Origin of the sequence: Aerococcus viridans, from assembly GCF_002871935.1 — a bacterium.
Taxonomy (GTDB): domain Bacteria; phylum Bacillota; class Bacilli; order Lactobacillales; family Aerococcaceae; genus Aerococcus; species Aerococcus viridans_B.
In genome coordinates, this window is sequence record NZ_PNHQ01000002.1 from 1 (window position 1) to 16,752 (window position 16,752).

Consider the following 16,752-nt stretch of genomic DNA (forward strand, 5'->3'; position numbering starts at 1 on the left):
TATACAAAAAGGCCATGAAATCCTAAAATAAAGTAAATCACCACAATATACTTGAAAGAAGGAAAATTCATGACCTATTCACCTATTATAAAACAACTTTGCGGTATTAGCGATAAAGATATTACGATTAGTGAGTTACCTGATGAGGAAACTTTAGATAAATTAGATTACATTCCTATTATGGGGACCCTTACCTACAAGCCTAAGGCTTGTGACATGTGTGGAGTTAAAAATGAATCTACTCAAGATATCATTAAATATGGTTTTAAAGAGACAGGTGTGCGGTTGCCTGATGGTCCTGGAAAACCTATTAAGTTTACACTTAAAAAGCAACGATTTAAGTGTAAACACTGCCAAGCCACTTTCATTGCGCAATCATCAATCATTAAAAAATTCGATTCTATTTCTATATTGTCGAAAAATAAAATAGCGGTGGAATTAACAGAGACGCAGTCAATGAAGCTGATTGGACAACGGTATCACGTCTCTTCAAATACTGTATCAAGAATCCTATTAAAAGCAGCTAGTGCATTAAATCCTAAAGGTAATTACCTACCTGAACATCTTTCCTTGGATGAATTTAAGTCTGTAGATGATGTAGAAGGAGCGATGAGTGCTATCCTTGTAGACCCTCATAACAAACGTTTGCTTGACATTATAGAGGACCGAAAACAGCAGTCGTTAATTCGGTACTTCCACCGTTATTCTAAAGAAGCTAGAGCTGCAGTAAAGACGATTTCAATGGACTTATATTCTCCATATATAGGCGTTGTGAAGGCTTGTTTTCCTAATGCAAAAATCGTTATTGATCGTTTTCATATCGTACAACTACTAAATAATACAATCAACTCAATGCGGATTGAAGTTATGAATGAAATCAAAAACAGTCGCCCTACAGATTATCGAAAATTGAAAAATCAATGGAAACTAATATTAAAAAATGCCGATCATCTCGATTTTTCAAACTATTATTATCATCGCCTATACCATGAAAAGACGACTGAGCAACGTATGGTAGATTATTTATTAAGTCTTTCTCCGAAATTACAACAAGCTTATCAAGTGATGAATGACCTAAAATTTGCGATAGAAACTAGAGACTACAGTTACTTATTAGCCACTTTACAAGATTTAAAGAAAGTCAGATTAAATAAAAAGGTAAGAAAAACGATTAATACAATGGAAAGATTCTTACCATATGTCGAAAATGCTTTAATTTATCGTGTTTCTAACGGTCCTACCGAAGGTATGAATAACAAGATTAAGTTAATCAAACGTACTGGATATGGATACGCAAGCTTTAGAAACTTCAGAGCCAGAATTCTATTACAATTTAAACTAATCTTTAAACCATCTAATCCACTACCTGCGACTTTCCAACCAGTCGCAGCTTAAATATTAGACGATGACATTTATCAGCTTTTATTATTAATTATCCAACTCTTGATCCGACTTTCTCGCCTAAGGGCGAGAAAAAGGGCCATGCTTATCTTGTAAATAAACATGACCCCTCCTTTATTAAAAACTTAATTAAAAAAATAACTGTGATTATTTATTTTTGGTCACCAACACTATTTGACACAGAACCCTTTTAAACAAGCTGTGCTGTTTTCTGCTATTAAAAATCAAATAATGATAATTGATTTTGATCTGGCAAACCATCTAATACATGATTTTCTGTCATATATTCAATGATTGATTTAGAAACTTTACCACGTGTTTGTAAATCCTCTTTTGATAAGAATGGTGATTCTTCTCGAGCTGCAACAATTGATTTAGCAACATTAATACCCAAACCATCAATCGCTCTAAATGGTGCAATTAACGTATTGTCACCTTCAATAACAAATTCTGTAGCATGTGATTTATTCATGTCTACCATTTTTAATGTGAAACCACGTTCCCACATCTCATTAACAATTTCAAGTACTGTCAACAGTTGTTTCTCTTTTGTAGAAGCTTCTATGCCTTTAGCGTTAATTTCGTTAATTTTAGCTTTAGTTGACTCTTTTCCGTTTGCCATTGAGACAAGATCAAAGTCATTTGCACGTACAGATAAGTAGGCACAATAATACCAAATTGGATGTTTCACTTTAAACCAAGCTACCCGCATAGCATTTAAAACATAGGCTGCTGCATGGGCTTTCGGGAACATGTACTTAATTTTTTCACATGACTCCATATACCATTCTGGCACATCATAGGCTCTCATAATGGCCTTATGTTCATCAGATAATCCCTTACCTTTACGTACTTTCTCCATAATTTGGAAAGCATCGGATTCAGGTAGACCACGATGGATTAAATATACCATGATGTCATCACGACAACCGATTACTTCACTTAATGGTAGTCCTTTTTCTCGAACAAGTACTTCAGCATTTCCTAACCAAACATCAGTACCATGCGATAATCCGGAGATTTGCAGGAGTTCCGCGAAGGTTGATGGTTTTGTTGCTTCAAGCATTTGTCTGGTGAACCGTGTTCCAAATTCTGGAATCCCTAAAGTACCGGTATTGGAATAAATTTGTTCTTTGGTAACACCCAAAACTTCTGTCCCATTGAACAATTCATAAACTTCCGGGTCATCGATCGGGATTTCTGTTGGATTAATACCAGATAAATCCTGTAACTTACGAATCATTGTCGGGTCATCGTGCCCCAAGATATCTAATTTCAAAACATTATCATGAATGGAATGGAAATCAAAGTGCGTGGTTTTCCATTCAGAATCCACATCATCTGCTGGGAATTGAATGGGTGTAAAGTCATATACATCCATGTTTTCAGGGATAACAATAATCCCTCCTGGATGCTGCCCAGTTGTTCGCTTCACACCAGTCGCACCTTTGGCTAGAAATTCTTTTTCAGTCTTACGTAAATTTAAATTTTTATCTTGATCATACCCCAATACATAACCAAATGCTGTTTTATCTGCAACAGTACCTATAGTACCGGCACGGAAAACATGATCATCACCAAAGAGAACTTTAGTATAGGCATGAGCGCGCGCTTGATATTCCCCTGAGAAATTCAGATCGATATCGGGTACCTTATCCCCCTTAAAGCCTAAGAAGGTTTCAAATGGAATATCTTGCCCATCTTTATCAAGGTTTGTGCCACATTTTGGACATGGTTTATCCGGTAAATCAAACCCTGAACCTACGGATCCATCCGTAAAGAAATGACTATAGTGGCAATTTGGACAAACATAATGCGGTGCTAGAGGATTTACTTCAGTGATTCCTGACATCGTTGCAACAAAAGAAGAGCCAACTGATCCACGAGAACCTACGATATAACCATCATCATTTGATTTTTTAACCAGTTTTTGTGATATCAAGTAAATTACTGAGAACCCATTAGAGATAATAGATTTTAGCTCTTTTTCTAGTCTGGCTTCAACAATTTCCGGAAGCTCCTTCCCATAAATTTCGTGCGCTCTTTCATAGGACATATCCGTTAGTTCTTGCTCTGCCCCTTCAATCGTCGGTGTATAAAGCTTATCTTTCAAAGGCTCAACAAATTCAATACTATCAGCGATAGCATTCGAATTCTCCACAACAATTTGATAGGCTGTTTCTTCACCTAAAAAAGCAAATTCATTCAACATTTCTTCTGTTGAACGGAAATGTGCTTCTGGGAAATTTTTGGTTCGGTTAGATTTAATCGAATTAATTAAAATTTCTCGATATAGTTTGTCCTCTTCATTTAGGTAGTGAACATCTCCAGTAGCCACAACAGGTTTGTTGACGGATTCGCCAATCTCCAACATTTCCTTCATTATTTTTTCCAGTGTCTCTTCATCCTGAATTAATTCATCAAGGATTAATGGTTGATATACACCTTTAGGTTGTAGTTCAAGATAATCGTAGAAACCAGCTTTTTGTTCTGCTTCTACCTTACCTTTTTGCATCAATGCTTCAAATACTTCACCGCCAGCACACGCAGAACCAACTAAGAGGTTTTCACGATGACTAGATAATAGCGATCTAGGAATTCGTGGTACGCGGTAATAATAATCAATATTTGATGCCGACACTAATTTAAACAAATCCTTTAAACCAGCCTGGTTTTTAGCTAGCAAAATAGCATGAAATGGCCGACTTTGCTTGTAGGCGTCTCCTTTGCCAACATCTTTATTCAATTCATCATGATAAAAAATTTTATGGTCAGCAGCTGCCTCTTTGATGAAGATCCATGCTAATGCGCTGGTCGTTTCCGCATCATATACCGCACGGTGGTGTTGTTCCAGCGCAACATTATAGCGCTTAGCTAATGTATTTAATCGATGTGATTTCAAGTCAGGATGTAGAAAACGAGACAGCTCAAGTGTATCAATCACCGCATTGTGTGATTGATCGAAACCATGACGCTTATAGGCTGTATCGATAAATCCCATATCAAAGCTGGCATTATGGGCTACAAAAATTGCGTCTCCAACCCAGTCTCTAAAATCAGTAATGACTTCTTTTTCTGACCGTGTATTAGCCAACATAGCATCAGTAATTCCAGTTAGATTAATAATGGTTGCAGATAGCGGACGTCCAGGGTTAATAAATTCTTCAAAAGTATCAATTACGTTGCCATTCTGCATTTTTACAGCAGCTAACTCAATAATATTATCATAGATTGCTGACAGTCCAGTAGTTTCCACGTCAAAAACCACATAAGTTGCTTCCTTTAATTCAATATGAGTTGGGTTGTAGGCAATAGGAACGCCGTCATCTACGATATTAGCTTCTACACCATAAATCATCTTCAATCCTGTTGATTTAGCTGCACCTGAAGCTTCTGGATAAGCTTGGAGTGTTGCATGGTCAGTAACAGCAATTGCTGTATGGCCCCAATCTTTCGCTTGATTAGTAAGATCAGAAATGGAATTTGTCGCATCCAGCATAGACATATTGGTGTGCACATGCAGTTCCACTCTTTTCTTTTCAGCATTGTCTTGTCGTTTTGCCTTACTAATTTCTTCTAAATCACGAACGTTTAAAACTAAATCACGAGCAAAACGATCATCCATTTGTAAGTCGCCACGTACTCGTAACCACATTCCTTTACGAATAGCATCAAAAACGGCAATATCTTCATCTGTTCTAGAAAACATTTGAATCAAAAAAGCGGAAGTATAATCTGAGATTTTCGCGTTTAAAATCCGACGACCTGTTTTTAATATCTTGACATCAACATCAAACACAACCCCCTCCATTGATACAAAGCGCTGTTCTTCAACATAGGTGTTCATGGCTCTTAACTTATCATCAACTGGGATATGTTTACCTAATTGTATTTTTTCAACCTTTATAGCTGGACCATTGTTGTCTGACCTAGCCATTTCCTTTTGTTTTTGAGCAGCTTTTCTAGCCATCTCTTGTTGTTGTTCGGCTAGCTCATTCGCTCGCTCTACAAATATATCTTGACGATCTTTGGCTGTTTCTTCATCTATAATGATCTCAAAAGGTACTTTTGGAAACCCAACCATTTGATAATTTTGCTTTATCACTTCTAAATAATTTTCTTGAATAATTTGCTTCAAAGGTTGATTATCAACACGGATATAGTAACGATTATTTTCAAATGAAGGTAATTGCCCTTGAAAAGTAGCCTTGGCAATGCCATTAGAAATACCTGATCGATTAACAATAATTGGCCAGTAATCCAGCACTTCTTTATTAGCTGGTTGACTTTGGTCAGTTACCTCAATTGAAAAATCTACTGAACCAACGTGGTCAAATCCTTTTTTAAGGTATTCTTCAAAAGTTAAGAAAGTGGCGGCATCTAGTCGCGTTGGTAAACCTATTTTAAACTGCCATAATCGTGATTTTGTATGAACAATGACGTTCTCTAACCAACCATTTTGGATTGCAGTATTTTCTTCTGTCCAATTTATTTGGCCTAGTAGTGCTTGAAATAAGGCTTCTTTAGATTCTGACATACACACATTTCCTTCCTATTTTAATAACAAAAGGCCATCTCCGTGGCCTTTTGACGTACATTTTTAATTTAATTTTTAAATAGGACATTTATCCAAACATCCGCATAATATCGTTCCAAGTAACGGCAATCATCAAGACAATAACCAGAACTGCCCCTACAACATTAATGATACCTTCTGTCTTAGCTTGCAATGGCTTACCTCGAACTAACTCTATAAAGTTCAATACAATTTTACCACCATCTAAAGCAGGTACTGGCAATAAATTCACGATTCCCAAATTAATACTTAAAGCAGCTAACCAGGAAATAATTCCTGCCAAACCAAAGGATACCACTTGTGAGGTTGTTTGATACATGTATACAGGTCCACCGAAATTATTAATATCAAAGCCAGTTTTAAACATGCCAGCAATGATAGAGAAAATACCGGTGATCATGGTCCAAGTGCTTGTGAATCCGTAGGTAATTTTAGCCATAAAAGAGGTATCTTGCACTCTTTGTGCCCCAATCATACCAACCGTTTCACCCGAAGTAACTTCTGTTACTTTTGGCGTTACGTCAATGTCCTGTTCTTGACCATCGCGGTTAATCGTAAAGGTTAAAGACTGATCTGGATTCGTTTGTACAATGGCTTGCATATCGTCAAATGTTTCAACGTCTTGTCCATCTATAGCAACTATTTGGTCTCCTTCTTCTAAACCAGCTACTTGTGCTGCTGAATCTGCTTGAATAACACCAAGTTCTGCAGTATTCGACCAAACACCACCTTGCATAAAGGCTAAAATGATAAATGCTAAAATACCTAAGATAAAGTTATTCATTGGGCCAGCGAAATTGACAATTAATCTTTGCCAGATATTAGCTGATTGGAACTGACGTTCAATTGGCGCAACTTTAACTAATGTACCATCAGATTCAATAATATTGGCTGTTTTTGAGACTTGGTAGCGTACTTTATCTTCGCCACCATATGGAATCCCTTCTATAAACATATCTTTTTCGAGATCAGCTCCCCAAACTTCTAATGGTAAACCTGAAAAGTTTTGACTATCATTTTCCAAAGAGATAGTGTCTACAACGCCTTCTTCATTTTGTTCAACAACGACTTGCATCCCTTTTGTCAGGGTATCAGACATTTCTTCTAATCCAGCCATACGTACATAACCACCTATTGGTAGCATCCTCACAGTATATGTTGTTTCTTCAGCCTCAAAATGAAAAATTTTTGGCCCCATACCAATAGAAAATTCACGAACTAGAATACCTGCTTTTTTTGCAAAATAATAATGACCAAATTCATGGACAATAACGATGACTGAGAAAATAAATATAAATGCAATAATAGTCGTCATAACGCGCTCCTAACTATGATCCTAAAAATGGAATTAAAAAATAAAACATGGGTAAAACTAATAGTAAACTATCAAAACGGTCAAAGAAACCACCGTGACCTGGCATAATATTACCAGAATCTTTAACTTGGTAGCTACGTTTTATGGAAGATTCTATCAAGTCACCTATTTGGCCTAAGAAGCCTAAAATTATAGCTAAAATGAAGTTATCAATAATAGATAGGCCAAATATATTGTTAAAATACAACACAATACTTGAACAAGCAAATGCGCCTACAATACCACCTAAAGAACCCTCTATTGTTTTATTTGGGGACACTTTTGGCGCTAATGGTGTCCGACCAATTTGTCTTCCTACCAAGTAAGCAAATGTATCATTACCCCAAATAATAATTAGGACATAAATCACAGGCAACAATCCCATTAACCTCGTCTCAATTAATAAATGAAAACCACGCCCTACATATAGAGCTGCCAAACTGATAACCCCAACTTGCTCAAAATTAATATCTTCTGGCTTAAATACCATGACCATCAATAACATTGCAACTCCAGCAAAGTATAAGGTCATATAGTCAATATCCTGTGGTAGTAGCGCAAGATAATAGGAAGGTAATAACTGCAACATCATAGTGATTAAACCAATTACACCACGCCATGATGGAAATGGAATTTTTGCCATTTGTAAAATTTCATAATAAGCAACAGCAGCGATAAATGCTACCATCAGATCAAATGGACGCCCCCCTATCAGTAAAAGCGGGATAAAAATGGCAAGAGCAACAACAGCGCTGATAACTCTTTGTGTCATGAAACCCCCTCTTTCTATTTAGTATCTATCGCTCCGAATCGACGATTTCTTCGCTGAAATTCTCCAACACACTCTTGTAGCACTTTTTCGTCAAAATCAGGCCATTTGGTTTCTGTAAACAACATTTCACTGTATGCGAGTTGCCACAATAAATAATTTGATAAACGCACTTCTCCACTTGATCGAATTAACAAATCTGGGTCTGCATATTCACCAAGTTGTGCGGTATATAATTCGTCTGATATCGTCTGTTCAGAAATGTCCTTTACCTTTAAATCACCTTTTGATACTTCTGTCGCAATTGCTTGAACTGCTTTAGTGATTTCATCACGGGAACCATAATTAAAAGCGATATTTAAAATCAAACCAGTATTATCTTTTGTTCGATCAATCGCATTTTGTATATATTTTTTGGTATTTAAAGGCACTTTATCAAAGTTTCCACTCATTCGTACTTGTACATTATTTTCGATTAGATCAGGTAAGATTTCATCATTTAATACCTTAGGTAGGCCCATTAAATAATTTACTTCCGACAGTGGACGCTTCCAGTTTTCTGTTGAAAAGGCATAAGCGGTTAATACTTTTACGTCCATTTTATGTGTTGCTATTACCACTCTTTTGAGGGCCTTTAATCCTTCTAAATGTCCATCTGTTCGTTTTAATCCACGTTCCTGTGCCCATCTACCATTTCCATCCATAATCACTGCAATATGATTGGGCACTGGTAAGTTTGGATTATAGTTTACATCTGTTAACATATTGAACCTCCATCTATTTCTAGACAATTGTATCAAAAATACAGAGAAAAACCTATACTTATCCTCTAGCTTAACGGTACTTTCTATGCATTTTAATACTTGGCATAAAATATGCAGACCCATTCTCATTATTCACATAAAAAACATTAGATCCACAATTTCTGTTAACTCATACACTAGTAAAAAGCATTGGCATATCCATGTGAAAAATACAGGGACTAATATTGACGATACCGATAAAGAACGAATTTTCGAACATTTTTATCGTGCTTCAGTTTCAAGAGCAAGCGAAACATCTGGCTATGGCCTCGGTTTAGCCATAGCTAAACAAATCATCGAAGATCACCAAGGTACGATTATAGTTGAAGATAACCATTCCAATGGAGTTAACTTTATTATCTGTCTAAGAAAAAATTATGATTAAACATAGCAGATATTTACTCTACAATATTTAGACATAAGAAAAAACCAGTAAATCTATATTTTGAGATTTACTGGTTTTCCTTATATTGATGAATAAACAAATTAAACATTCATGATTTCGTCTTCTTTATCAGAAGCAATCTTTTCAATATTTTTTATTGCAGCGTTTGTTAAATCTTGAATGTCACTTTCATATGAACGTACGTCATCTTCAGTAATTTCTTTCGCTTTTTCAGCCTTCTTTGTTTCATCAATCGCATCACGACGGATGTTACGAATAGCAATTTTAGCATCTTCTAAGTCTTTACCAACGATCTTACTTAACTCTTTACGACGTTCTTGTGTTAACGCTGGAATAATCAAACGAATGACAGAACCATCATTTGTAGGCGGAATACCTAAATCTGATTGTTGTAACGCACGGTCGATATCATTTAAAGAGCTTTTATCGTATGGAGCAATTTGTAACATACGTGGTTCTGGAATAGTGATTGTCGCCAATTGACGTAAGTCAGTTGGTACACCGTAGTAATCAACCATAATACCATCTAATAAAGAAGCGTTCGCTACACCAGCACGGATACGTGATAATGTACGTGAAAAAGCTTCTTCCGATTTCACCATACGATTCTTAGTTTCTTTTAATAAATTATCAATAGCCATTGAAATAACTCCCTTATCCTTCTATTGTCGTACCAATATCTTCACCTAAGATAACACGGCGAATATTACCTTCTTCATTTAAGTTGAATACAACTAAAGGAATATTATTATCCATGCTTAATGATGAAGCTGTCGTATCCATTACTTGTAAGTTATTGCTGATAACCTCTAGATGCGATAATTTATCATATTTAACTGCCGCATCATTTTTACGAGGATCATCAGAGTAAACACCATCAACACCGTTTTTAGCCATTAAAATAACATCTGCTTCAATCTCAGCGGCACGCAATGAAGCTGTCGTATCTGTTGAGAAGTAAGGATTACCAGTACCCCCAGCAAAAATAACAACGCGCCCTTTTTCTAGGTGTCGTTCAGCACGACGGCGTATATATGGTTCCGCAATTTGACGCATTTCAACTGAGGTTTGTACACGAGTTGGCACACCAATATTCTCTAAAACATCTTGTAAACCTAAGGCATTCATGATGGTAGCAAGCATACCCATGTAGTCCGCTTGTGCACGCTCCATCCCCATTTCTTCACCAGTTTTACCGCGCCAAATATTTCCACCGCCTACAACGATTGAAATTTGTACACCCAAACGATGAACTTCTTTGATTTCTTTTGCAATACCTTTCATCGTTTCTGGATCAATGCCAAAACCATTGTTACCAGATAAAGCCTCACCTGAAAGTTTTAAAACTACACGCTTGTATTTAGGTTCCATCATTCTATTCTCCTTACTAAAAAGGTTGAGAAAGAAACCTTTCCCAACCTAATTTTAAATTCCCTCTTCGTTACTTCTCTATTTTAAGCAAATTCAAAAAGTTTATATCGGGATTTTGTTAAATTATTTACCCATTTGAGCAGCTACTTCGCTAGCAAAGTCATCTTGGCGTTTTTCGATACCTTCGCCGACTTCAAAGCGGAAGAAATCTTTAATTTCAGCATTGTTTTCTTTTGCTACTTCTGCAACAGTTTTGCTGTCATCTAATAAGTATTTTTGATCAACTAAGCAGATTTCTTGGAAGAATTTACGTAAACGACCAGTAATCATTTTTTCAACGATTTCTTTTGGTTTACCTTCATTTAATGATTGTTCTGTAAGAACTGCTTTTTCATGTTCGTAAACATCAGCAGGTACAGATTCTTCGTTTAAGAATTGAGGTTTCATACCACCGATGTGCATAGATACCATGCTAGCAAACTCAGGATTATTGCCATCAATTAATGTTAGAACAGAAATACGTCCACCTTGGTGAGCGTATGTACCAAATTCTTGGTCATCTGTTTTTGTTAAAGTTTCAAAGCGACGTAATGAAATCTTTTCTCCGATTACAGCAGCTTTTTCTTTAATGTAAGTATCTAAATCTTTACCTTCAACAGTTACATCAGTTAAAGCAGCTTCTACGTTAGCAGGTTTTTGCTCTAAAATAGCGAATGCAACAGTATCTAATAATTCAATAAATTGATCGTTACGTGCAACGAAGTCAGTTTCAGAGTTAACTTCTACAATTACAGCGTCATTTCCTTTAGCTACAGCTTTAGTTAAACCTTCAGCAGCAACACGGTCAGCTTTCTTAGCAGCTTTAGCGATACCTTTTTCACGTAGGAAGTCGATTGCTTTGTCCATATCTCCGTCAACTTCAACTAAGGCTTTCTTAGCATCCATCATACCTACACCAGTGCGGTCGCGTAATTCTTTAACTTGTTTTGCAGTAATTGCCATTTAAAATTTTCCTCCTAATTGCATGCATTCTTTAAAAAAAGGCTATCTAAACTAAGAAGGAAAGCCGAATATAGCTTAGACAAACTTAATCAGATAGCCATCTACTGTTTATATTTTACTACTAATTGAAGTATTCTTCAACTACAGCAAAGCTTACTCAGCAACCTCGTCTAAAACTTCGTCACCTTGGAAGTCTTCAACTGTTACTTCTTCTTCAGCTTCTTCTTGAGCACCTTGTTTAGCTTCAAGAACTGCTTCAGCCATTCCACTTGTGATTAACTTGATAGCGCGGATAGCGTCATCGTTTGAAGGGATTACGTAATCTACTTCATCTGGATCACAGTTAGTATCAACCATAGCGATAACAGGGATATTTAATTTGTGTGCTTCTTGAATCGCAATTTTTTCTTTACGAGGGTCAACAACAAACATCACATCTGGAATACGTGGCATATCTTCGATACCGCCTAAGAATTTTTCTAGGCGTTCTTTTTCTTTCAATAAGCCAACAACTTCTTTTTTAGGAAGTACGTCAAAAGTACCGTCTACTTCCATTTCTTTAATATTTTTTAAGTGTTTAATACGTTTTTGGATTGTTTCCCAGTTAGTTAAAGTACCACCTAACCAACGGTGATTCACGTAGTATTGACCTGCACGAGTTGCTTCATCAGCGATTGAATCTTGTGCTTGTTTTTTAGTCCCTACGAATAATGCAACACCATCGTTACCAACTAAGTCACGCATAGCGTTGTAAGCTTGGTCTACTAACTTAACAGTTTTTTGTAAGTCAATAATATAAATACCATTACGTTCTGTAAAGATGTATTTATCCATTTTAGGGTTCCAACGACGTGTTTGATGTCCAAAGTGAACACCAGCTTCTAATAATTGTTTCATGCTAATTACTGGCATGTTATATTCCTCCAATTTGGTTTTTATTTTTCCGCCCCTATTTCAAAGACTCGCCACTAGTTCAACTAGCACCCTGCGGTTCCATCCATAAGGTGTGAAATATGTGTCATTCGACACTCGGATATATTACCATATACAACCACCTTTTGCAATCTTTTTTTGAAAAAGTAGAAACACGATATAGCTGATATGTTCATTTACAAGGCCTGACTGACCCCAAGAATAAATTTTAAATCGTCCAAGCTTAAACTTTGGCTAGTTGCTTGGTCTCTCTCATCAAATAATTGCTCAAATAAGTATCGTTTTTCTTCTTGAAGTTCTGCAATCCGTTGTTCAATACTTCCTTCTGTAATGAAACGTACTACCTCAACATCTTTTTTCTGTCCAATCCGATGCGCTCTTCCGATAGCTTGCTCTTCAACAGCTGGGTTCCACCATAAATCATATAAGAAGATAGTATCTGCACCCGTTAGGTTGATCCCTACCCCCCCAGCTCGTAATGAAATTAAAAAGACTGATTTATCCCCAGTATTAAATTCTTCTACTTGCTCTTGACGGTCTTTTTTATTGGTTTGTCCTGTCATCATATAGTAATCAATACCCTCATCAGCTAGATATTCAGACATCAAATCCAACATACTTGTAAATTGCGAGAACACAAGCACTTTGCGACCAGACTCAATCGCACGCTTCAACATAATTTTAAAGTACTCAAATTTGCCAGATAAACCAGTATAATCATTTTTCACTAAGCGTGGGTGACAGCAAATTTGTCGTAAGCGCGTAATACCTGCCAAAAGTTCCATATGCATTTGACCCGCATTTGATGAGTCATTGTTTAACTGATCTTGAATTTTCTTCAAGTAAGCCAAGTAAATATTTTTTTGCTCAGGTTCCAACATACTATAGCGATCAGTAACAGTTTTTTGTGGTAGTTGAAGGGCCACATCATTTTTTGTACGGCGTAGAACAAATGGACTAGCAATTCGCCCAACTTCCACTACTGATAATTTTTGGAAGTCATGTTTGTTAGGCAGTAATCCTGGAACAATAATTTGCATCAGTGCCCAAAATTCATTCAAGTTGTTTTCCATCGGTGTACCTGACAAGCCAATTCGCATAGCTGCTACTTGTTTTTTTACTGACCGATAGAGAATTGTATTATCATTCTTTATCGCTTGCGCTTCATCTAACACTAGGATATCCAAGTTAATCTTTTGATAGGCTTCTTGGTCGTTTCGGTATGATTGGTAGGAAGTCAACCAAACATCAATTTTTTCATCTCGTCGAATTGCTTCTCGTTCTTCAATTGTGCCATCTACTACCGCTACTTTCAAACTAGGGGTGAATCGTTTAAACTCATGGGCCCAGTTATATAGTACTGATGCTGGTGCTAATACTAAAGATTTCTCATGAGGATTGTTTTCAATATAATCTAGGATAAAGGAAATCGTTTGAACAGTTTTCCCAAGACCCATCTCATCTGCTAATAATCCACCTAATTGATACTTAGCTAAACCTCTAAACCATTTTACGGATGTTTCTTGATAGTCAGATAAGGTAGCTTTCAAATTAGGTGATGGTGTATATGGTTTATCTTTAGCTCTGACGATATCATCGTAAAATTCTTCAAAAACCTCATTACCATCAACTAATGTTTGGAATCTCAACGTTTGAAAAATTGGTACTACATCACCATTTTGCCAGTCACTATTCGCTGCAGTAATTTGTTTAAGCATGCGTTTTTGCTCATCATCAATCGTGTTTTGAACATCAATTATGCGGCCATCACGTAAGCGAATGTAAGCTTCATTTTCCATAATTGCATTTAAAATTCGGTCTACTTCAACCGGCTCAACGTCGGATAGTACAAAATCAACTGACAGAAATCGACTACCATCACTTGGTGTCATCTTAACAGTGGCATTCACCTTATTATCATAAACATTGCGTAAAAACTTTCCATATTTAATGTCCCATTGACCAATAAACAAGTGGGCAAAGTTTTCAATGTTCATCATTATTTCAGTCAAGTTATCGAAACTTTGAACAAAAGCACCTTTTTCATCTACAAAACCTAAAGCTTTCAAGGTATTTTCAACAGTTATTTCTCCAGAGAAGTCACGAATTAAAACCATATCCTCATCAGGTAAGACTTGATTCTCCGCATCATCAGATACCAGAAATTCACCATATTGATATTCAGGAGTGACATATAAATCGGTTCCTTCAACATCCAAAGTTACGTGAACTTGTAAATCCTCTTGGTACAAGTCAAAGTATTCTTCCAACTGATCAATTTCACTATAGGCCATTAATGTACGACCAAATAAACTGATAAAGTATGTCATTTCTTCCGCAGACAAACTAATTTGATAGTCATTTTCAGCAAAGAAACTTTGTAAAAATCTTAAATCATCATAGAAGTTACTATCTTGCGTTGTTTCATAAAACGTTTCATCTTGAATTAATAAACCATATTGTGCTAACCAATTAACCGATTGATCCCAGGTTAAATGGTATAAGTCATTATCCTTTTGCAGGCTAAATATCAAAGCTTTATCGTTAGAAAAAGTTGGTTTAATCGAGTTTCCATCCAATTTAAAACGAATACTAATCCGGTTGTCAGCCTTATATAATGCTTTCAAACGATCTAACTCTTCGCTCATCAAATAAAAGCGTTGCGTATTCTTTTTATTTTCTGGCGTATTCATTACTAGCAATAACCACTTATTACGTAGATTATAAGCATTGGCTAATTCAACTAATAAGTCATAAGTTTCTTGCCCCAGAGTTGAAGGTGAAAGCCATATTTCCTCACGATCTCGATTCGGTAGAATATACAGCGTATTTTGAATAACAGCTTGGAAGAAATTATCCATATCTGTTACATAATACAGGTTATTCACGCCAACCCGGATACGTAAGTAGGCAATATCTTCGTAAGATATAATATAGGGCCTCACTTCATCAAATTGAACTTCTAAAGTAACCTTTACCCGACTAGACCGTGGTAACCGTTTCACGGGACTCGTCACTTGACGGTGACTTAAGTAGCCTTCAAGGACTTCATTCACTTGTAATTCCGCCTCGTCATCCACTTCCGGATAGCGTTTCAATTCCTCATTAAATTGGTGAACACGTGTCATACCCATCTCTCTTAAAAAAAGCTCTACAGCTACTGTATGTTCGCAGTAGCCTTTTTTTTGAAATACTTGACACTGACAAACATCCTCTTCTTTAGCAGTTCCATCTAAGATAACGGTATACGTATCATCATCAAGCACTTCTGCACGCCAAAGGGTATTTTCAACATCTGGCACTACTTTCAGTACTCGGTTTTCCTTCACCAAAGCACGACCTTGCTCGATTAGCTTACTTGGAATACTCCACTTCATATCATACACCCCAAAATTCTGAATCTGTCGCTTATTCATTCATGTATTATATCAAACTTCCTTAGAAATTCATATGTTTAGCCAGTGGCTTAGCTCCGCTAACTGAAAAAGGACAAAATTTTCTGACTAACATAAATTAAGTCAGAAAGTTATTGCTGTATTGCTCATAATGAATAATCAAAAAGAGACCTGCAAGGACTCACAGATCTCTTCAATAAATTATTTTTCATCATAGATTTCAGCACGTTCAAGTGCCTTTACTTGAAAATATGCCGAAATAAAAGGTATCAGAATGCCCGCTACCATTACACCAAATAAATTGAAGGCAATTGTACACATTAACGTGATCACTATCGGTAACCAAAACGGTAATTTTAAATCTTTACCAATTAAAAGTGGTTGTAATACTTCAGTCAATAATTCAACACCTAAATATATAGCAAATAGCCACCATCCTACTTGCGTTTCCCCTTGTAGCCACTCAATCAGTATCCAAGGAATAAAGACCACGCCAGCACCAATTACGGGTAATAAGGCTACCAAGCTGATACCAATGGCTATCAGCAAAGCCCATTGGATGTTTAATAACCAAAAACCTAGCCCATAAATAACCACTGTTAAAAGTAACAACTTAGCTTCAGCACCTATATACAGCTTAATATTTTGAATCGTGTGCAAGAAAACTTGTTTCCAAAATGTAGCTTTTGTCATCTTATCGACCTCTCTTACATAATCGCTTTTGCTATTGGTTGACAGGACA

At 36.4% G+C, this 16,752-nt stretch carries 12 protein-coding genes; 2 read left to right on the forward strand and 10 right to left on the reverse strand.

What is annotated here, in order from left to right:
* Positions 1 to 69: 69 nt before the first annotated feature.
* Entirely contained in the window at positions 70 to 1,395 is a 1,326-nt protein-coding gene (locus CJ191_RS00940) for an ISL3 family transposase (protein ID WP_102198687.1), read from the forward strand.
* A gap of 223 nt (positions 1,396 to 1,618) precedes the next feature.
* Here the strand turns inward: CJ191_RS00940 and CJ191_RS00945 are convergent, their stop codons facing one another.
* The 4 genes from CJ191_RS00945 to CJ191_RS00960 form a co-directional block, all read right to left on the reverse strand.
* A complete protein-coding gene (locus tag CJ191_RS00945; RefSeq protein ID WP_102198688.1) occupies positions 1,619 to 5,938 on the reverse strand; it encodes a PolC-type DNA polymerase III in 4,320 nt (1,439 codons plus the stop codon).
* 88 nt (positions 5,939 to 6,026) lie between these two features.
* Positions 6,027 to 7,292 (reverse strand): RIP metalloprotease RseP, encoded by a 1,266-nt coding sequence (gene rseP / locus CJ191_RS00950; RefSeq protein ID WP_102198689.1) that lies wholly within the window; start codon positions 7,290 to 7,292, stop codon positions 6,027 to 6,029.
* Positions 7,293 to 7,305: 13 nt separating this feature from the next.
* Positions 7,306 to 8,103, reverse strand: a complete 798-nt coding sequence (locus CJ191_RS00955; protein WP_102198690.1) for a phosphatidate cytidylyltransferase — start codon at positions 8,101 to 8,103, stop codon at positions 7,306 to 7,308.
* Positions 8,104 to 8,117: 14 nt separating this feature from the next.
* Positions 8,118 to 8,864, reverse strand: a complete 747-nt coding sequence (locus CJ191_RS00960) for an isoprenyl transferase (RefSeq protein ID WP_070468963.1) — start codon at positions 8,862 to 8,864, stop codon at positions 8,118 to 8,120.
* Positions 8,865 to 9,021: 157 nt separating this feature from the next.
* On the opposite strand from CJ191_RS00960, the gene CJ191_RS09340 reads away from it, so the two are divergent.
* A complete protein-coding gene (locus CJ191_RS09340; protein ID WP_374754462.1) occupies positions 9,022 to 9,288 on the forward strand; it encodes an ATP-binding protein in 267 nt (88 codons plus the stop codon).
* 101 nt (positions 9,289 to 9,389) lie between these two features.
* Here CJ191_RS09340 and frr read toward each other — a convergent pair whose 3' ends face one another.
* The 6 genes from frr to CJ191_RS00995 all read right to left on the reverse strand — a co-directional run bounded on the left by frr (position 9,390) and on the right by CJ191_RS00995 (position 16,703).
* The gene (gene frr, locus CJ191_RS00970; protein ID WP_070469156.1) at positions 9,390 to 9,950 is read right to left on the reverse strand and encodes a ribosome recycling factor; all 561 of its coding nucleotides are present in this window, start codon (positions 9,948 to 9,950) and stop codon (positions 9,390 to 9,392) included.
* Between the two features lie 13 nt (positions 9,951 to 9,963).
* Positions 9,964 to 10,683, reverse strand: a complete 720-nt coding sequence (gene pyrH / locus CJ191_RS00975; RefSeq protein WP_102198691.1) for a UMP kinase — start codon at positions 10,681 to 10,683, stop codon at positions 9,964 to 9,966.
* A gap of 120 nt (positions 10,684 to 10,803) precedes the next feature.
* The gene (tsf, locus tag CJ191_RS00980) at positions 10,804 to 11,682 is read right to left on the reverse strand and encodes a translation elongation factor Ts (protein ID WP_102198692.1); all 879 of its coding nucleotides are present in this window, start codon (positions 11,680 to 11,682) and stop codon (positions 10,804 to 10,806) included.
* A gap of 153 nt (positions 11,683 to 11,835) precedes the next feature.
* Complete coding sequence (gene rpsB / locus CJ191_RS00985; protein WP_070469153.1) at positions 11,836 to 12,594, reverse strand: 30S ribosomal protein S2; 759 nt, start codon at positions 12,592 to 12,594, stop codon at positions 11,836 to 11,838.
* A gap of 197 nt (positions 12,595 to 12,791) precedes the next feature.
* Positions 12,792 to 15,992 carry an SNF2-related protein gene (locus tag CJ191_RS00990; protein ID WP_102198693.1) on the reverse strand — a complete coding sequence of 1,067 codons (3,201 nt, stop codon included), beginning with the start codon at positions 15,990 to 15,992 and terminating at the stop codon, positions 12,792 to 12,794.
* A gap of 219 nt (positions 15,993 to 16,211) precedes the next feature.
* Positions 16,212 to 16,703, reverse strand: coding sequence for an AI-2E family transporter (locus CJ191_RS00995; RefSeq protein ID WP_102198694.1), 492 nt, complete (start codon positions 16,701 to 16,703; stop codon positions 16,212 to 16,214).
* Between the last annotated feature and the right edge of the window lie 49 nt (positions 16,704 to 16,752).